Here is an 18,759-nt window from a genome sequence, read left to right on the forward strand (position 1 = left end):
TCTCCTTCTTTCCAGAAAAAATCTGCCTGTCTTTTCTTTAATAATATAAGAAGCAGATTGTCGTCCGCATGACAGAGAGACCAGCCTGCATGGAGCAAAAGCGCCGAAACAGCGTTTTGATGCAAAAGTAATAACATTCGGATTTTTGACTCCATTTCGGTTCATGCACATTAAACAATTTTCGCTTCTGTTGATTTTATAATAACATCAATCTGCTCAAAATACAAGCAAAATAAAAATTTTTTTGTTTCTTAAAAATTTTTTGTTTTTTCTATTGATTTTTTCAAAATTTGTGATATGATGTTTTGTAGAGAGACCAATAGAGCTCGAATAAAAAGCCCGGTATTTCCATTTCATATAATATAAGGAAGGAGGAATTGAAGATGAATATTTCCAGGTTAGATATGTTGAAGCAGATCGCAGCCGGGCTTTCGGCACAATTTGGAAAGGACTGCGAGATCGTGGTTCATGATCTGACGGATGATTCCCTTGAGCACACCATCGTACATATTGAGAACGGCGGGCTCACCGGACGCAAGATCGGCGACGGACCTTCCGGAGCCGTCCTGAATGCCATCCGACATCAGGGCGAACCTTTGAAAGATAAGCTTGCTTATCTGACCCGGACGGAAAACGGACGGATTCTCAAGTCCAGCACCATCTACATCCACAACGATGAAGGGCGGCCCTGTTACATATTTTCCATCAACTATGATATCACCGCCCTTCTCGCACTGGAGAACAGCGTCCACGCTCTCATCACCTGTGAAGAGCCCCAGACGGAAGCTTCACCCAACGTCATTACCCATGATGTGAGCAGGCTTCTGGATGAGCTGATCGAACAGTCCGTTGCACTGGTCGGGGTTCCCGTACCTCTTATGACGAAGGAAGACAAGATCAAGGCGATCAATTTCCTGAATGATGCCGGAGCCTTCCTGATCACCAAGTCAGGAGACAAAGTAGCCAAGTACTTTGACATCTCCAAGTATACGCTCTACAGCTATGTAGATATCAACAAGTAATGTGAAAGACCTGCCCTTAGCAGTCTTTCCGAATCCAAAAATGAATAAAGGAGAATTTGAAACATGAGCAGCACAGAGAAACATTTAAAATGGACTCTGAATCATATTGCCAAGAGCGATGATACACAGGTCCGGAACATGTCTATGGAAGAAATGTCAAAAGCGAACAACTTCCATAAAAGTTTTCCGCAGTACGAAGTCACACCGCTGACCCGTTTATCCAGGCTGGCTGAGTACCTGGGTCTGAAGCGTCTTTATGTCAAGGACGAATCCTACCGCTTCGGCCTGAACGCGTTCAAGGTGCTCGGCGGTTCTTATGCCATCGCCAGATACATCGCGCAGCAGACCGGCAAGGATGTCAGCGAGATTCCTTACGATGTACTGACCTCCGAGAAGCTCAGAGAAGAATTTGGGCAGGCAGCCTTCTTTACTGCGACGGACGGCAATCATGGACGCGGAGTTGCCTGGGCTGCGAACAAGCTTGGACAGAAGTGTACCGTCCGGATGCCGAAGGGTTCCACACAGACCCGTCTGAACAACATTGCCAAAGAGAATGCCACGGTTACCATCGAAGACCTGAACTATGACGAATGTGTCCGCATGGCCGCGAAGGAAGCGGAGAACACGGAACACGGCGTAATCATTCAGGATACCGCATGGGAGGGCTATGAGGAGATTCCGACCTGGATCATGCAGGGTTACGGAACACTTGCCCTGGAAGCAGACCGGCAGCTCGCAGACGACGGATGCCGCCCCACCCACATCTTTATCCAGGCCGGGGTTGGTTCCCTTGCAGGCGCGGTGATCGGCTTCTTCGCCAACCGTTTCAAAGAAAATCCTCCGGTCATGGTGGTTTGTGAAGCCAATGCGGCTGACTGCCTCTACCGTTCTGCAATGCAGAAGGACGGAAGCCGTGTGGATGTAACCGGCGACATGTTCACCATCATGGCAGGCCTGGCATGCGGCGAAGCCAACACCGTATCCTGGGATATCTTAAGAAACCATGCGGATGCATTTGTTTCCTGCCCGGACTGGGTGAGCGCAAACGGCACACGCATTTACGCGGCTCCGTTAAAGGGCGATCCGCAGGTCATCTCCGGAGAATCCGGTTCCGTCACCATGGGCCTGGTGCACGCGCTGATGACCAATCCGGAATACAAGGATCTGAAAGAAGCCTTAAAGCTGGATGAAAATTCAGAGGTTTTACTTGTATCATCCGAAGGCGACACAGATCCGGACCGTTTCCGTGAGATCACATGGGAAGGTTTATGCGGATCAGATAAAGAAGTATTTGCAGATTTATAATAAAAACATTCAATATCATAAGGAGGATAAAAAACATGTTTGATTTTGACAAGATTAAGGAAGCTGCCCAGGGGTATGAGAAGGATATGACCGCGTTCCTGCGCGCCATCGTAAAGAATCCGGGAGAGAGCTGCGACGAGAAGGCTCACATCGACACCATCGCTGCTGAGATGAAGAAGGTTGGATTCGACGAGGTTCAGATTGATCCCCAGGGAAATGTAATCGGCTACATGGGAACCGGCGACAAGATCATCGCTTATGATGCGCACATCGACACCGTAGGAATCGGCAATATCGAGAACTGGAACTTTGATCCCTACGAGGGATATGAGAACGAGACCGAGATCGGCGGACGCGGCGTGTCTGACCAGTGCGGCGGTATCGTATCTGCAGTATACGGCGCAAAGATCATGAAGGACATGGATCTGATCCCGGAAGGCTGCAAGATCATGGTTGTAGGAACCGTTCAGGAAGAAGACTGCGACGGACTTTGCTGGCAGTACATCATCAACGAAGACAAGGTTCGCCCGGAATTTGTTGTTTCCACAGAGCCTACAGACGGCGGAATCTACCGCGGACAGAGAGGACGTATGGAGATCCGTGTGGACGTGAAGGGTGTTTCCTGCCACGGCTCCGCTCCGGAGCGCGGTGACAACGCGATCTACAAGATGGCTGACATCCTCCAGGATATCCGCGCATTGAATGAAAATGACGCTGAAGACGGAACCGAGATCAAAGGTCTTGTGAAGATGCTGGATGAAAAGTACAATCCGGACTGGGAAGAGGCTCGTTTCCTTGGACGCGGTACTGTAACCGTATCCCAGATCTTCTATACCTCCCCGAGCCGCTGTGCGGTTGCTGACTCCTGCGCGGTATCTCTGGACCGCCGTATGACATTCGGCGAGACCTGGGAGAGCTGCCTGGATGAGATCCGCGCACTGCCCAGCGTGAAGAAATACGGAGACGACGTTGTAGTTTCCATGTACAACTACGACCGTCCTTCCTACACAGGATGCGTATACGAGATCGAGTGCTACTTCCCGACATGGGCGATCCCGAAGGATCACAAGGTAACGAAGGCTTTAGAAGCTGCTTACAAGGGACTCTACGGCGATCAGAGAATCGGCGCTGCTGACACTCTGGAAATGCGTCAGGCACGTCCTCTGACAGACAAGTGGACCTTCTCCACCAACGGCGTTTCCATCATGGGAAGAAACGGAATCCCCTGCATCGGCTTCGGACCTGGCGCAGAGGCACAGGCTCACGCTCCGAATGAAATGACCTGGAAGCAGGATCTGGTAACATGTGCTGCTGTATATGCTGCACTTCCGACAGAATACTGCAAATAAATTATTTTCCTTTTTTCTGCCGTAGCAGTATGGATACGGTACACGATATACGAAACCTATTTACCCTAATACTTTACAAATTTTTTTCAGGAGGATTTTACAATGAAAACATTACAGGATTATATCGACAAGCTCAACGCGTTAAATTTCAAAGAGATGTACAACGGAGACTTCTTCCTTACATGGGAAAAGTCAGACGACGAGATCGAGGCAGTATTTACCGTAGCTGACGCGCTGCGTTTCATGAGAGAAAACAACATTTCCACAAAGGTTTTCGAGAGCGGCCTTGGAATCTCCTTATTCCGCGACAACTCTACCCGTACCCGTTTCTCCTTTGCTTCTGCCTGCAACCTGTTAGGTCTGGAAGTTCAGGATCTGGACGAAGGAAAATCTCAGGTAGCCCACGGCGAGACTGTCCGTGAGACTGCTAACATGATCTCCTTCATGGCAGATGTCATCGGTATCCGCGACGATATGTACATCGGCAAGGGAAATGCTTACATGCACGAGGTTGTTGACGCTGTAACTCAGGGAAATAAGGACGGCATCCTGGAACAGAAGCCTACCCTTGTAAACCTGCAGTGCGACATTGACCACCCGACACAGGCAATGGCAGATATGCTCCACATCATCCACGAATTTGGCGGTGTTGAGAATCTGAAGGGCAAGAAGCTGGCTATGACATGGGCTTACTCTCCGTCTTACGGCAAGCCGCTGTCCGTTCCCCAGGGAATCATCGGACTGATGACACGTTTCGGCATGGACGTTGTACTGGCGCATCCGGAAGGCTACGAAGTATTCGAGGAAGTAGAAGAAGTTGCGAAGAAGAACGCGGAGAAGTCCGGCGGTTCCTTCACAAAGACAAACAGCATGGCTGAGGCGTTCAAGGATGCGGACATCGTATATCCGAAGAGCTGGGCTCCTTTCGCTGCAATGGAAAAACGTACCGAGCTGTACGGAAACGGCGACACAGACGGCATCAAGGCTCTGGAGAAAGAACTGCTTGCACAGAACGCAGAGCACAAGGACTGGGCTTGTACCGAAGAGCTGATGGCTACCACAAAGGACGGAAAGGCTCTGTATATGCACTGCCTGCCGGCTGATATCACAGGCGTAAGCTGTAAGGAAGGTGAAGTAGACGCGTCCGTATTCGACCGCTACAGAGATCCGCTGTACAAGGAAGCAAGCTTCAAGCCGTACATCATCGCTGCAATGATCTTCCTTGCAAAATTTGCTGATCCGGCTGACATCCTCAAGAAGCTGGAAGAAAACGGAACACCGAGAGTATTTAAGTAATCATCGGGAACAGCAGCAATATGAAAAACAGACTGTGCAAGTTTACTTGCTAAGGGCTGATTTTTCATATTGCTATTGGGCGGGACGCCCATGAACCTCAGACAGGAGCTTCGAAGAAGCGGATAATCTGCGCAGCAGATGGGTCTGAGGTCTGCTGTTCTGAATTGGAAATCGTTACATACAAGAATCCTTACAGATAGAAAGGCAAATATGATGTCGAAAAAGAAAAGAGTTGTCATCGCGCTTGGCGGAAATGCTCTTGGAAATACTCTGCCGGAGCAGATGGCAGCAGTAAAGATTACCGCTAAGGCAATCGTAGATTTGATCGAAGACGGCTGTGAAGTCGTAGTATCCCACGGAAACGGCCCCCAGGTCGGCATGATCAACAATGCCATGATCGCATTGACCCATGAAGATCTGGAGCAGCCCAACACTCCCCTCTCCGTATGCGTTGCCATGAGCCAGGCTTATATCGGCTATGACCTGCAGAACGCGCTCCGCGAAGAGCTTTTGAACCGCAATATCACAGATATCCCGGTTGCAACCATGATCACCCAGGTCCGTGTGGATGAAAATGACCCTGCTTTCCAGAATCCCAGCAAGCCCATCGGCAAGTTTGTGGATGCAGAGCAGGCGAAGATGATGGAAGAAAAATTCAACTATATCATGAAAGAAGACGCAGGAAGGGGCTACCGCCGTGTAGTAGCTTCCCCGAAGCCGGCAGAGATCATCGAGATCGGCACGATCCGTACCATGGTGGAGGCCGGCAACCTGGTCATCGCCGGAGGCGGCGGCGGAATCCCTGTCACCAGGCAGGGCAACCACTTAAAAGGCGCCAGCGCCGTAATCGACAAGGACTTTGCAAGCTGCCTGATTGCAAAGGAACTGGATGCGGATTATCTGATCATCCTGACAGCCGTAGAAAAGGTCGCGCTCAACTTCGGCAAGCCGGATGAAAAATGGCTCAGCGACGTCTCTGTAGAAGAGGCAGAACAGTATGTAAAAGAAGGCCACTTCGCACCTGGCTCCATGCTGCCGAAGGTACAGGCTGCGATGGACTTCGCGTCCTCCAAGCCGGGACGCACCGCCCTGATCACACTTCTGGAAAAATCCAGAGACGCGGTACAGGGCAAGACCGGAACCATGTTCCACGCATAGTATGATACAGAGCCGTCCCATACTGCGCCGGGTACGCACCGCGCATCGGGATCGGCTGAAACTGACATGACTAACTCCATAAAAACTCCTCAGGAGGGGGCTGTCGGGAAAACCTGAATTTCCCAACAGCCCCTTTTTTATCTCAGCGTATCAAAAAACGCTGTCCACGCAGGCTTTACTTGCACTTCATATTCATATGCAAAATTCCAGGCACGCTTTAAACTGGTCGCAGTCGATCCGGATATCAAATTCCCCGCCCAATGCTTTCGCGTAGGTACTTACGATCGCCAGCCCCAGGCCGTTGCCCTCGCTGGTTCTGGACTGATCCCCGCGTGCAAACCGCTCTACAATATCCTCCTTCGTAAAATCCATAAAGTAACCGGCTGTATTCGTGATCTCGATACGGATTCTTCGCCTTGGTTCCTCTATCGGCTCTGTCCGGACAGGCTCAGAGGGTGAATCCTGTGTCTCTGCCAGGTAAACGGACTGCTCTGCGGCTGCCTTGGAGCCTTCATCCCTTCGGATCTCTGTTTTCACGAATACCCTCGTCTTTTCCGCGGAATATTTCAGCGCGTTCTCAATCAGGTTCTGGCAGATCCGGTAAAAATAGGTGTTATCCGTATAAATCTCTGTGTTCTCTTTCGTAAGCAGCGTCACAAATTTCAGCCCGCTTTCTTTAATCCGGTCGTCCATGTCCGCAAAAATCTGCTCAATCAGACGGTTCACCTCAAAGTGCTCCCTGTGCAGCTCCACATTGCCGCTGCTTGCCTTTGCCAGGGAGAAGAGGCTGTTGATCATCTCTCCCAGCTTCTCCGTCCTGGAGGAAATCACGTCCACATAATCCCGGACGATGCCGCTCAGCTCCTCCTTTTTAATCAGTTCGATGTAGCCCACGATGGAGGTCAGCGGTGTTTTCAGGTCGTGGGATACGTTGGTGATCAGATCCACCCTGAGCTGGTCGCTGCGCGAGACCTTCTCCAGGCTCTTCTTCTCTATCTCCAACGCCTCTGCCAGCCGCTTCTGCTGCATCATTTCGATCTGCCCCATGATGCCCTCCAGCTTCCGGTTCCAGAACCGGCTGAGCCTGTTCCGGCAGATCAGGTATTGGGTCGGGACTGTCATGAAGATCATGTATGCCACCCCGTAGTTATACCAAAATTTTGACTCATAGGACCAGCCTGCATAAACCAGTTCAAAAAACAGCAGATACACCGTTGCAGACAGTCCTGCGGCTGCCCCGATCCAATACAGACGTTTTATGGATTTTTCCCTGACTGTTTTCCATTTCTCATATTCATATCCGGCGCAGTCCTCCGGCTCCCCATATTGATGAACCAGATACAGTTTTAAAAGGATCGACACCCCCACCCCCAGCCACATATTTCCCTGTGCTCCGATCAGAAACGTTGCCTGCGGAGAATGATATCCACCATATGCTGACATGATCCAAAGTCCTGCAAGCCCGACGGCCACTGATGTAAGCCCTGAGATTATTTTCCCTTCTCTTCCTAAAAACCGAATAAACTTCTCATACATATTTTTCCATTTTGTAGCCAATGCCCCACACCACCTTTACATACCTCGGCTTCTTTGTATCAATCTCGATCTTTTCGCGGATATGCCGGATATGCACCATTACCGTATTCTCTACCGTATAATCCGCCACTCCGCCCCAGACCCGTTCATAGATCTGTTCTGCCGGAAATACCTGCCCCGGATGCTCCATGAGAAGCTCCAGGATCTTGTACTCCGTAGCGGTCAGATGCACCTCCTCCCCTTCCACAACCGCCACCCGCTGCTTTTTATCCAGCACCAGGCCGCCGTTGATGATCTGGTCCTCTGCCGGTTCCGGCTTTTTCTCACCCCATGCATGGTACCGCCGCAGATGCGCCTTGACCCTGGCGAGCAGCTCCGCCGGGTTGTAGGGCTTTTCTACATAGTCGTCCGCTCCCAGCGTCAGCCCGGACACCTTGTCGCTCTCTTCGGTCCTGGCCGACAGGATGATCACCGGAATCCTGCTTTTCTCACGAAGCTTCATCAATGCTGACAGCCCGTTGAGCCTGGGCATCATCACGTCCAGAAGAATCAGGTCGATCTTCTTCTGCTCCAGGGCATCCAGCGCCTCCATTCCGTCATACGCCTTTTCCACCTGATAGCCCTCAAATTTCAGCAGTTCACTGATGGAATACACGATCTCCTTATTATCATCTACAATCAGTATCGTCTCATTTTCCATGGGGATCTCCTCCTAACTGAGGCCATAATACAAAGCTGCTTTTCCCGCGGCCCTTTTGTGTTTACATGACTACTATAATAAAACCCGCTTAAAAGAAACTCAATATAATTCTTAAAAATATCTTAACTATTCACAGCAATGATGTTTCATTCCATTTCTATTTTTCCTTCTTGACTTAAAGTCCACTTTAAGGTGTATGATAAAAACCAGATTGATATCCTGACAACATATGGTCGGCAAGCACAATTGGAAAAGGAGAGATGGATTATGATTTATAAGGAGTTTCAGAATTTAAAATTATCTGCACTTGGCATGGGCGCCATGCGTCTGCCCACGATTGACGGAGATGATTCCAGGATTGACGAGGCGGCTTCTGAAAAAATGGTTGCCCGCGCCATGGAAAAGGGAATCAACTACTATGATACCGCATGGGGATATCACGGCGAACATTCGGAGCTTGTCATGGGAAAGCTTTTGAACAAATATCCCCGTGAGAGCTACTATCTTGCCACAAAGTTTCCCGGATACGACCTGGCAAACATGGACAAGGTGGAATCCATTTTTGAGCGGCAGCTTGAAAAATGCGGCGTATCCTATTTTGATTTTTACCTGTTCCACAATGTCTGCGAGATGAACATTGACGCTTATCTGGATCAGAAGTACGGCATCTTCGATTATCTGATGAAGCAGAAGGAAAACGGCCGAATCCGGCATCTAGGTTTTTCCGCCCACGGAAGCGTTGAAGTCATGAAGCGTTTTCTGGACGCTTATGGGAAGCATATGGAGTTCTGCCAGATCCAGATGAATTATCTGGACTGGACTTTCCAGGATGCCAAAGGAAAAGTGGAGCTGCTCCGTGAGCACCGCATCCCGGTCTGGGTGATGGAGCCGGTCCGCGGAGGAAAGCTTGCAGCACTCCCGGAGGAACATGCCGCGAAGTTAAAAGCCCTCCGCCCGGAGGAAGGCATCCCGGCATGGTCGTTCCGTTTCCTGCAGTCCTTCCAGGATGTGACGGTGACGCTCTCCGGCATGTCCAACTTTGAACAGTTGGAGGATAATATCCGTACATACGAGGAAGACAAGCCTTTAAATCAAGAAGAGATGGACACACTGCTCGGTATTGCAGACGAGATGCTGGGCAAAAAGACGCTCCCCTGTACGGCGTGCCGCTATTGTGTGAGCCACTGCCCCCAGGAGCTGGATATCCCGTCCCTGCTTGCGCTGTATAATGAGCACTGCTTTACAGACGGCGGATTCATCGCACCCATGGCCCTTTCCTCCTACCAGAAGGAAAAGCTCCCCAGCGCATGCGTAGGCTGCAGAAGCTGTGAGGCCGTCTGTCCCCAGCAGATTCTGATTTCGGAAGCAATGTCTGATTTTACGGCGAAGCTGAATATGTAAAGAGGGTTACGCCAAAGTCTTCACTTATTAAAAGAAATGAGGCTGTCGGGAAATGCGGTTTACCTGCAATGTATTGCTCTGTTGAACCAGGCAGGCAATATATTGGACAAACCGTATCGTTTTCCGACAACCTCATAATCTGAATAACAGCATTTATATTTGAAGTGAAACAAATACCTTCACATTGCTATTTCTACTTTCTTTCCGGCAAAGGCAATTCCATACTTCACAATATCATGAATCCCTCGGTCTAAGAGATCTGTATCATAATGCTAAGAATCTCCTTATTCGGCAGCGCCAGTTCCATAAAGGTTCCAAATTCCGTTTCAACTGCATTACTCACAGGCTTCAAATATCCTGCGATCAGGAGAAAGCTGAAAATCGTATCCGTTCCGTCTGTAATTCTTGGATAAATCACGTCCATATTTAACGATGCCTGTACCGTCTGTCCCTGCATCAAAGAAAACAGATTCTCAGCAATATCCGGGGTGAGGGAAGCCATAATTTCCCGGATAATCTCATTGTCACTGGTATTGGTCCAGTAGGGTTTTGCCTGACAATGATTATAAAAATAATTTGCTACAGACCATGGATTAAAGATTTCTGTGTTTCCAAAACGATATCCATCGTACCAGTCACATAATTCTTCCAATTTATCCTGTTGTCCATAATAAGCTGCCATCTCTTTTACTTCGCCCTCGGTAAATCCAAAATACTTACTATATTTCTCATCCAAAACCGAATTGACAATCGGATTATTGAGTCCACTAAACAGACTCTCTTTTGAAACGCGAAGAATACCTGTAAGAACACCAAATGCAAGAGAAGGATTATCCTTTAACCCTCCTGACATGAAATTTCTCATAAAAGTTATCACTTCATTATAGAAATTTAGGGTATGTCCCTGTTGAATCGGCGTATCATATTCATCGATCAGAACAACAGCTTTAGACTGATGATGCTTTTCGAGCATGCGTCCCAGATTCAGAAGTGCTCTGGTATACTCAACTGCATTCAGCCGATCAGACTGCATTCTCAACAGATAGTCCTTTTCCACAGGGTTAAGACAGGTGCTTGTAAAGAGTTCATCATGTCTCATGTATTCATCGCGGATAACATTTTTGATTGCTTCAAATGTACTTGCCCAATCCGCAAATTTTGCGTCTTTAAAGGTAAGTGAAATCACTGGGAAAGTGCCCTGAAGCTTCTGATACTTCTCGCCGCAGGACCAAATCTTTTTATCTCTGAAATAAACGGAGGTATCTTCTTCAGTCTTTTCAAAAAAGCTCTTGAGCATATCAATGGCCAGAGTTTTACCAAATCTTCTGGGTCTTGTAAACAGGATTACCGGTACCTGATCATCGATCAGATCACGAATCAGAAGTGTTTTATCAACATAGTAACTGTTTTTTACTACATCCATGTATGATGTATTTCCGACCGCACAGGAAAGCATTCCCTCTTTTCCTTTTCCAGAGTTTATATTACCCCGGTAAGCAAACACGGATTCTTCCGGAATCTTCCAGTCACGCCCCTCTTTTCGAGCGCCCTCAAATGTCTGTTTATTACATAGCCCCACTACTCTTCTGGTTGATAATTTCAAAATTTTAGCTGCTTCTTTTGTTGAAATACACCTGAAATCGGTCATACCATCACCCCTTTTCGGAAACAGTACAGCATTTTTCGGAATTTACTGCATTCATTATACCTGACTTTCATCCGCTTTGCACTCTTTTTTTATTTTGGTATACTTTTGAGCCAGAAACTTACCCTTCTTTTTCCACAATCTCCATCAGCGATACACTTTTCAGATACCGTTTCAGCAAAAAGCAGCAGAAGTGCGGAAACGTAAATATTTTTCCGCTGTATCCGATATTCCCCATTACCAATTTGATTCCATATTTGATATCCGGATACCTGTCACTGGCGATCAGCGTCTGCAGGGACTTTGCCCTTCCGTTCACCGCCTTTACTTCCAGAGGGATCAATTCCGAACTTGTCCGTATAAAAAAATCCTCCTCCAGTGTGGAATTTTCTTTCTTAAAATAGTACAGCCCGTATCCGCTTTTGGAAAGCGCTTCTGCTGCCACATTTTCATACAAAGAGCCTTTATACACCCCTAGATTTTTATTTTCCCGAAGGTCGTCCTGTGCTTCCTCATCCAGCATTGCCACCAGCAGCCCGCTATCGGCAAAATACAGCTTCAGTTTTGTATCATCATAATTCCCTTTCAGCGGCAGTTCCGGAAAATGCAGGCAATAACAGGTATTCACGACCCCCGCGTCCTTAAGCCATTCGATGCAGCCCCGATAATCCTTGAATCTCGCGCCGGATGCCACCTTTGAAATCTGGAACTTCTTATTGTCTCTGGCCAACTGTACCGGGATATGGCTGAACACATTGAGAATCCTGGTTTGATCCATCCCTTCCGCATATTTCCGAATATCTTCCTCATAATCCGCAAGGAGCTGCCTCTGTGTCTGCAGCGAACCCTCAAAAGTCCCCTTTTCAATATAATCACGAATCACTGCAGGCATACCGCCGAGGATACAATAGTCGATGAACAGTTCCGAACAGATCTTCATCATGACTTCTGAAAATGCTTTCAGCTTTTTCATATGATCCAGCATATCCTCCACAAAATCATCCCCATATCCTCTGGCCCACAAAAATTCTTCGAAATCCAGCGAATGCATTTCAAAGTCCTGCTTATATCCCACACTGTTGCTCTCAATTCTTCTGTAATTGATCCCCAGAAGGGAACCGCTGCATATCACATCATATTTTCCGTCCATGGAAAAAAATTTCAGCGCTGTGGTAATCTCCGGAAAATCCTGCAGTTCGTCAAAAAACAGCAATGTGCTTCCCGGGTCAAAATGCTTATCCGGATCCAGCCGTGAAATATTTTTGATAATATTTTGTACCCCATAGCCGTCTGAGGTGATCATTTTATATTTCGGTTCTTCCACAAAATTGATCTCTACGACGTGCTTATAATTTTCTTCTGCAAACTTCCGAATGGATTCCGTCTTTCCAATCTGCCTGGCGCCCTTCACAATCAGGGGTCTTCTATGTTCATCCTGTTTCCATTCCTTCAAATACACATCTATTTTTCTCTGCAGATACATCCTCTCACCTCAATTTTCCCGGTACATCATAACTGCCCTCTTCACTGATCTATGGCAGTTATTTTCGATGTACCTGTTATAATGGAATCATCTTTCTTCCTATCATAACATTTTATGGGGGAATTACAATATACATCACACAAAAAAATGAGGGAATTTTCGACATATTACAACATTTTATGAGGGAATTGTATTTGATATCTCACAAAACATGAGGGAGTTTTCGTTGATACACTACAAAAACATGCGGGAATTTTCGCTGATAGAACGTAAAGCATGTAGGATTATCGTTCACACATTGCAAAGCATGAGCCAGTTACAGTCAACATGCCGCAAAATCATGACCTAATTACGATAAAACACCGCAAAACGATACACCAGACATCAGATCACCACCTCTGAATACATCTTAATATGAAACTCTGTCCCCACCCCTTCCTCGCTGCTCACGCTGACCGTTCCATTCTGCAGCAGGATCATCTGCCGGGACATGGCAAGTCCGATTCCCACGCTGTCGCCGGATTGATTTCCCGCCTTATAAAACCGGTCGAAAATATACGGAAGGTGTTCCCTGGCGATCCCTTCGCCGTTGTCCCTGATTACGATATTTGTGGCAAGATTGTTCTGGTTTGCAAAGACCCATACCTTCCCGCCCGGCTGCGTATGCTCAATACAGTTTTTCACAATATTGGAAACCGCCTCCGCCGTCCAGTGCTCGTCGCAAATCAGCCGGATATCCCCATCCGCCTCCACTGACAGCTCCACCTCCTTTAGCTCCGCCAGGATTTCAAAGGGCTGGCAGGATTTCAGGAGCAGTTCCCGGAGCGGCACATCCTGCTTCTTCAATTTCAGCATATTGGCATCCATCTGGGACAGCGTCAGCAGATTCCGGATCAGCCATGTGATCCGGTTCACCTGTGAATCAATCTTATCAATAAATTCCGCCCTCTTCTCCTCGTCCAGGTTCGGATTTTTCAGCAGATCCGTCATGATCGTAATGGATGTCAGGGGCGTCTTGATCTGATGGGAGATATCCGAAAGCATCTGCGCAAGGTACTCCTTTTCCTTGAGCGCCCCTGCGGATTTCTCCTGATTCTGGACAACCAGCTTATAGAGCTCACTCTGCAGCACACCGAGCTGCCCTTCGCTGTACTTCGTCATCTCCGGAAGCTCCGGGTTGTCCTGCAGCTTCATCAGATACAGGATCAGTTCCTCCAGCCTTTTTTCTCTCCTGTACCGTGTCCTGACAGAAATGAAGCACAAGGCCGCACAGCACAGCAAGCCCAAAAAGGCGGTATGAGAACCGCCTGACAAAATAACCATATACGCTGAAAATCCCAGAATGATCCACTGCATTACCATCTCCATAACCCGTCTCCTGTGCCTGCAGTCAAATCGATAAAACTGCATCCTGTTTTTGACCCTCGCGGCAGTCACCAAATATCCATACAGGCATGGCTGCCTGTCTCACTGCTTCGCGGGAATTAAAATCCACTATTTTCCGGCTCACTCCATCCGATACCCGATTCCCCGCACGGTCCGGATAATCTGCCCATCCGCCGTATCACCCAGCTTCTTCCGCAGCCGTTTCATATACACGCTCAATGTATTATCATTTACAAAATCCCCTGCCTCATCCCAGATTCCTTCCAGAATCTGGCTCCGGGAAAGGGTCTGGCCCCGGTGGTTGAGAAAGATCAGAAGAAGCTTGTATTCCATGGCCGTGAGAATGATCTCTTCCTTGTCCGAGTAGACCCTGCCTGTCTGCAGATTGACCTGGTTTTTGCCTACCTGGACGATCTGCTCCAGGCCTCCGCCCTGTGCGGAGGTCCTTCTTAAAATCGCCTTCATCCTGGCCAGCAGCTCCCGGATTCGGAAGGGCTTGCAGATATAGTCGTCGGCCCCCTGCTCCAGGGCCATCACCGTATGCACCTCATCCTCACAGGCCGTCAGAAAGAGGATCGGAGCGCTGCTGTTTCTCCGGATCTCCCGGCAGACCTGGTATCCATCCCCGTCCGGCAGCATGATATCCAGCAGATAAAATCCAATGTCCCGGCAGTTTTGAATCTGCTCCAGGGCCTCCGATACTCCCGCCGCGGAAAGTACCTCATAGTTTTCCTGCAGCAGCGCAAACTTCAATCCCTCCCTGATAATCTCATCATCTTCCACAATCAGAACCTTCATTCCTTCTCCTCCTCATACCCCCTCCCTGCGCATATTCTCGTACAGCTCCTCCTGCCGTTCCCTGCCAAAGCCATACAGTGTAAGCCCTGTCAAAACCGCTCCTACCACCAGGGCAGCTCCCGCAATCCAGAGCCAGGGGGTGGGAAGCTCCAGATTCCCGAAGATCACCACCAGTCCAAACCGGACGCAGGCAATCAGCATTCCGGAAAATACTCCTGCCAGCAGCAGCGCCCACAGGAAAATCCCCGCACATTCATACAGCAGCATTTTTTTCATCTGCCCTGACGCCATGCCCACCGATCTCAGCACCGCAAGCTCCTGCCGGCTCTCCAGCCGCCAGCCCCGGATCGAATTAAACAGATTCAGCAGGCAGATCACCGATGTCAGCACAATGAAGCTGAACAGCATCACATCCACGATACCGGAAACCGCATTTGCCATGGTGGACTGATACTCGGTCTCCAGGATGCCGAACCTGGCGTCGTCCTGTTCACTGGCCCGCTGCAGACGGTCGATTATATCCGTAGGCTTTCCGTTCATCCGGATGAGCAGCATCTCATCCATCATACTGCTGGCCGCGCCTTCTACTCTGAGGATGTCTGCCATCCTGCTGCCGGCCGCCTCATTTACAATCAGCCACATATAATTGTTATTCTTAAACTCCACATAATCCTGCAGTTGGTTTGTCTCTGCAAATCCCGCGATCTCAACAGGCACCTCCACCTCTTTCTCCTCGTACGAAGAATACAGGCTGACAGGCACCGTATCCCCTTCCTTCATGTCCGTCATCCTGGAAATACGAAACATACGGTACTTCTCCGGAGACATCCCACCAATCATAAAGCTGGATGTAGACACGGCTCCTGTACTCAGCACAATAGCGGATGTCTGCTCCGGATCCAGCAGCCTGTCGGCATCTGCCCCGATTTTTCCGGCCATATCCCGCATGGTATCCATATCTACGGAAAGAATATTCACCGGCATGCTGGCGCCTCCTCTAAAACCATGTTCCTCCCGGAACTCTTCCTCCGAAAGTTCTCTGTGATAGTACAGGTTAAAAACACCGTGAAGCGCGTCCCAGTATTCCGCTCCATAGGCATCAACAGGTACCTGGCCTGCGAACATGCCGTCTCTCCATTTTGCGGTATATTCTACGCCCGCATCCTTCTCAATTTCCTCTTTCAGCGCTTCTAATTTGGATTCACCGGCATAAAGGACATAATCATACCGCTCCGTATTGAGAGACATTTCCTCCTCTCCCATTTTCACGCGGATGATCCTGTGGACGGCATCAGATCCGAATATGGTCACAGTCAGAACCACCAGAAAAACCGCCGCCGCAGATCCTACGGAACGAACTTTTTTGTTCCGGCGGAGCAGCATATTTTTTGCCAGCATCCCCTCCGCGCCGAACATATGGATAAATGAAGCCTGCATCTGATACTGCCTGCTCTTTTTCCAAATATTTCCGCGGATGCATTCCACCGGACCGATCTTTCCGATCTTTCTTGCAGGAAGCCATGCCGAAATCAGTACGGTCACCGTGCTGGCCAGGATCACGGCCGCCAGATTTTCCCAGGAGATCCGGATCACGGCCGGATCAATCGTCACCAGGCTGCTGATTCTCAGGAAGGAACCTATGAACGGGCGGAACGCCGCCATGGCCAGCCGGATCACGCCGATCCCCAGCAGGACACCGGTGGGCAGGGCGAATACCAGCAGGAAAAACGCTTCATAAAAGATGCTGCTTCTCTTCTGCCTTCCGGTGGCCCCGATGGAGCAAAGCATCCCCAGGTATCTGCTCCGTTCCTGAAAGGACATGTTAAATACATTATATATCAAAATCACTGAAGCCGCCATAATCAAAACCACAAAAAATACCGTCATAAACTTTACAACCAGATTTAATGTTGTATCCGAGGTACTCGCGGTAAATGCCAGCACATAATCATTGACGTCAATCTCATAACCGCCGGCCCCGGCAGCTCTCAGCAGTGCAGGTATATCCTGATCCGGATTGTTCTCTACATCCAGAATCAGGGACAGGTTGAAGGTTTCCAGCGCTGCGGCCTGGCTGTCCTCCAGCAGTGTGATGGCCGTATAGCCCGCCGCCCCCATCTGCTCATACGCAGGCGGCTCCATGATTCCTACTACCTGGTAAGTTCCCTTTTGTCCCGTATATGTCCGGTTTTCCCGGAAGTCCTCGTTTTCTCCCCAATAAGGAAACTCTTCCGGCACGTCCTTTGTCTCCCCATATTTTATTGTAATGTTCTGGAATGGGAATACGGTTTCTTTTATTTCAGAATTAATCCCGGTGATCGAGCGTTCAAAAAACTCCGCTTCTACCAGATCCCCTACGGCAATGTCCGAGCCGTCCTCCGCCGCGCTTTTGCTTACAATGATCTCCCGGGAGTTCTCCGGAAGACGCCCTTCGCTGAGCTTAATGTTCATCCAGTCAAAACAGGGCGCGGAGTACGCCTTCAGGTTGAGATACGGCCGCTCCGGATTGGCCGACGCTCCGAACATGGTACTGCCGAAGGCGGCAGACAGGGCAGTTTCCTTTACGTTTGGCATTTCCCGCACTTCTTCGTACTCCTCAGATGTAATGCCGTACATGCTCACATGCCACTTTCCGTTCTTTAAAGACGCCACATCCTGCAGGTAGTAAATGCCCGTATCCCTTCCCACAAACACGCAGGTCATCAGCAGCACCATAAATACGATTCCTGCAAATGTGGTGAACGTCCGCCCTTTATTCTGTTTCATATACTGTCTGGTCACATAAAAGACAATATTCTTTTTCACCGCCTGTCACCTCCCGACATCCGTATCCGTTCATCCCGGGTGATACGGCCGTCCTCAATGCTGATCATCCGGTCTGCCTGCAGCGCAATGCTTTCATCATGGGTAATCAAAAGCAGGGTCTGCTTCTGGTTTTGGTTGGATTCTTTCAAAAGCCGGATGATCTCCGCCCCGTTTTTCCGATCCAGATTTCCGGTGGGCTCATCCGCCAGCACGATGGCCGGCCGGTTATACAGCGCCCTTCCGATCGAGACCCGCTGCTGCTGTCCCCCGGAAAGCTGCCCCGGCAGGTTTCTCCTCCGGTCTGAAAGCCCCATGCCCTCCACGATCAAGTCCAGCCGTTCCTGATCCAGCTTCCGTCCGTCCAGGAGGTGGGGCAGCACAATATTCTCATCCACATTCAGAACCGGCAGCAGATTATAGAACTGGTAGATCAGTCCCACCTGCCTCCTCCGAAAAATCGCCAGCTTATCCTCGCTCAGTCCGTGAATGTCTGTTTTCCCGATAAATACTTTTCCCTCCGTGGGCTTATCCACCCCGCCCAGGATATGCAGCAATGTAGACTTTCCGCTCCCGGAAGGCCCCACGATTGACACAAATTCCCCTGCTTCCACAGAGAAAGAAATCTGATCCAGCGCTTTCACACAGGTGTCGCCGGAACCATAGATTTTTGAAATATTTTCACATCTGAGTATTTCCATTTAAAATGTCTCCTTTCAGGTATCATTTGCACGGCAGAGTACCTACTGCCGGGTCTGATCTGTTTTTTCTGTTCCTTATGATATGTTTATTATACCTTCAGCATATGACACCACGGTGAATTTTTCGGTGACAAAATTGTCATTTAACTCAAAATCGCAATAAGTCAAAGATCCATG

At 49.1% G+C, this 18,759-nt stretch carries 14 protein-coding genes; 6 read left to right on the forward strand and 8 right to left on the reverse strand.

Annotation, left to right across the window (positions count from 1 at the left end):
* Nucleotides 1-383 precede the first annotated feature (383 nt).
* From EBB54_RS16580 to arcC, 5 genes are all read left to right on the forward strand, one after another.
* Nucleotides 384-1,022 carry a helix-turn-helix transcriptional regulator gene (locus tag EBB54_RS16580; RefSeq protein WP_004077694.1) on the forward strand — a complete coding sequence of 213 codons (639 nt, stop codon included), beginning with the start codon at nucleotides 384-386 and terminating at the stop codon, nucleotides 1,020-1,022.
* Between the two features lie 63 nt (nucleotides 1,023-1,085).
* Nucleotides 1,086-2,327, forward strand: coding sequence for a diaminopropionate ammonia-lyase (dpaL, locus tag EBB54_RS16585; protein ID WP_004077696.1), 1,242 nt, complete (start codon nucleotides 1,086-1,088; stop codon nucleotides 2,325-2,327).
* Nucleotides 2,328-2,362: 35 nt separating this feature from the next.
* On the forward strand, nucleotides 2,363-3,676 hold the full coding sequence (locus tag EBB54_RS16590; protein WP_125128259.1) for a YgeY family selenium metabolism-linked hydrolase: 1,314 nt from the start codon (nucleotides 2,363-2,365) through the stop codon (nucleotides 3,674-3,676).
* Nucleotides 3,677-3,778: 102 nt separating this feature from the next.
* Entirely contained in the window at nucleotides 3,779-4,972 is a 1,194-nt protein-coding gene (gene ygeW, locus EBB54_RS16595; protein ID WP_004077700.1) for a knotted carbamoyltransferase YgeW, read from the forward strand.
* 210 nt (nucleotides 4,973-5,182) lie between these two features.
* A complete protein-coding gene (gene arcC, locus EBB54_RS16600) occupies nucleotides 5,183-6,130 on the forward strand; it encodes a carbamate kinase (RefSeq protein ID WP_004077701.1) in 948 nt (315 codons plus the stop codon).
* Nucleotides 6,131-6,322: 192 nt separating this feature from the next.
* On the opposite strand, the gene EBB54_RS16605 is transcribed toward arcC, so the two are convergent.
* The gene (locus EBB54_RS16605; protein WP_243127701.1) at nucleotides 6,323-7,666 is read right to left on the reverse strand and encodes a sensor histidine kinase; all 1,344 of its coding nucleotides are present in this window, start codon (nucleotides 7,664-7,666) and stop codon (nucleotides 6,323-6,325) included.
* The gene (locus EBB54_RS16610; protein WP_004077705.1) at nucleotides 7,659-8,366 is read right to left on the reverse strand and encodes a response regulator transcription factor; all 708 of its coding nucleotides are present in this window, start codon (nucleotides 8,364-8,366) and stop codon (nucleotides 7,659-7,661) included. Before EBB54_RS16610 ends, EBB54_RS16605 begins: the two co-directional genes overlap by 8 nt.
* A 267-nt stretch (nucleotides 8,367-8,633) precedes the next feature.
* On the opposite strand from EBB54_RS16610, the gene EBB54_RS16615 reads away from it, so the two are divergent.
* On the forward strand, nucleotides 8,634-9,767 hold the full coding sequence (locus EBB54_RS16615) for an aldo/keto reductase (RefSeq protein WP_125128261.1): 1,134 nt from the start codon (nucleotides 8,634-8,636) through the stop codon (nucleotides 9,765-9,767).
* Nucleotides 9,768-10,017: 250 nt separating this feature from the next.
* Here EBB54_RS16615 and EBB54_RS16620 read toward each other — a convergent pair whose 3' ends face one another.
* The 6 genes from EBB54_RS16620 to EBB54_RS16645 all read right to left on the reverse strand — a co-directional run bounded on the left by EBB54_RS16620 (nucleotide 10,018) and on the right by EBB54_RS16645 (nucleotide 18,582).
* On the reverse strand, nucleotides 10,018-11,415 hold the full coding sequence (locus tag EBB54_RS16620) for an AAA family ATPase (protein ID WP_125128262.1): 1,398 nt from the start codon (nucleotides 11,413-11,415) through the stop codon (nucleotides 10,018-10,020).
* Nucleotides 11,416-11,533: 118 nt separating this feature from the next.
* A complete protein-coding gene (locus EBB54_RS16625) occupies nucleotides 11,534-12,895 on the reverse strand; it encodes an ATP-binding protein (protein ID WP_125128263.1) in 1,362 nt (453 codons plus the stop codon).
* A 384-nt stretch (nucleotides 12,896-13,279) separates the two neighbouring features.
* Nucleotides 13,280-14,263: a sensor histidine kinase gene (locus EBB54_RS16630; protein ID WP_125128264.1), complete on the reverse strand. Its 984-nt coding sequence runs from the start codon at nucleotides 14,261-14,263 to the stop codon at nucleotides 13,280-13,282.
* 138 nt (nucleotides 14,264-14,401) lie between these two features.
* On the reverse strand, nucleotides 14,402-15,079 hold the full coding sequence (locus tag EBB54_RS16635; RefSeq protein ID WP_004077716.1) for a response regulator transcription factor: 678 nt from the start codon (nucleotides 15,077-15,079) through the stop codon (nucleotides 14,402-14,404).
* Between the two features lie 12 nt (nucleotides 15,080-15,091).
* Nucleotides 15,092-17,884 (reverse strand): ABC transporter permease, encoded by a 2,793-nt coding sequence (locus EBB54_RS16640; RefSeq protein WP_125128265.1) that lies wholly within the window; start codon nucleotides 17,882-17,884, stop codon nucleotides 15,092-15,094.
* Complete coding sequence (locus EBB54_RS16645) at nucleotides 17,881-18,582, reverse strand: ABC transporter ATP-binding protein (protein ID WP_125128266.1); 702 nt, start codon at nucleotides 18,580-18,582, stop codon at nucleotides 17,881-17,883. The genes EBB54_RS16640 and EBB54_RS16645 overlap by 4 nt, the downstream gene beginning before the upstream one ends.
* Between the last annotated feature and the right edge of the window lie 177 nt (nucleotides 18,583-18,759).

The sequence above is a fragment of the Schaedlerella arabinosiphila genome, assembly GCF_003885045.1.
GTDB lineage: Bacteria > Bacillota > Clostridia > Lachnospirales > Lachnospiraceae > Schaedlerella > Schaedlerella arabinosiphila.

Coding starts and splice junctions, on each gene's coding strand:
- EBB54_RS16580 (WP_004077694.1), top strand. CDS start 384: ATGAATATTTCCAGGTTAGATATGTTGAAGCAGATCGCAGCCGGGCTT.
- dpaL (WP_004077696.1), top strand. CDS start 1,086: ATGAGCAGCACAGAGAAACATTTAAAATGGACTCTGAATCATATTGCC.
- EBB54_RS16590 (WP_125128259.1), top strand. CDS start 2,363: ATGTTTGATTTTGACAAGATTAAGGAAGCTGCCCAGGGGTATGAGAAG.
- ygeW (WP_004077700.1), top strand. CDS start 3,779: ATGAAAACATTACAGGATTATATCGACAAGCTCAACGCGTTAAATTTC.
- arcC (WP_004077701.1), top strand. CDS start 5,183: ATGATGTCGAAAAAGAAAAGAGTTGTCATCGCGCTTGGCGGAAATGCT.
- EBB54_RS16605 (WP_243127701.1), bottom strand. CDS start 7,666: ATGTATGAGAAGTTTATTCGGTTTTTAGGAAGAGAAGGGAAAATAATC.
- EBB54_RS16610 (WP_004077705.1), bottom strand. CDS start 8,366: ATGGAAAATGAGACGATACTGATTGTAGATGATAATAAGGAGATCGTG.
- EBB54_RS16615 (WP_125128261.1), top strand. CDS start 8,634: ATGATTTATAAGGAGTTTCAGAATTTAAAATTATCTGCACTTGGCATG.
- EBB54_RS16620 (WP_125128262.1), bottom strand. CDS start 11,415: ATGACCGATTTCAGGTGTATTTCAACAAAAGAAGCAGCTAAAATTTTG.
- EBB54_RS16625 (WP_125128263.1), bottom strand. CDS start 12,895: ATGTATCTGCAGAGAAAAATAGATGTGTATTTGAAGGAATGGAAACAG.
- EBB54_RS16630 (WP_125128264.1), bottom strand. CDS start 14,263: ATGGAGATGGTAATGCAGTGGATCATTCTGGGATTTTCAGCGTATATG.
- EBB54_RS16635 (WP_004077716.1), bottom strand. CDS start 15,079: ATGAAGGTTCTGATTGTGGAAGATGATGAGATTATCAGGGAGGGATTG.
- EBB54_RS16645 (WP_125128266.1), bottom strand. CDS start 18,582: ATGGAAATACTCAGATGTGAAAATATTTCAAAAATCTATGGTTCCGGC.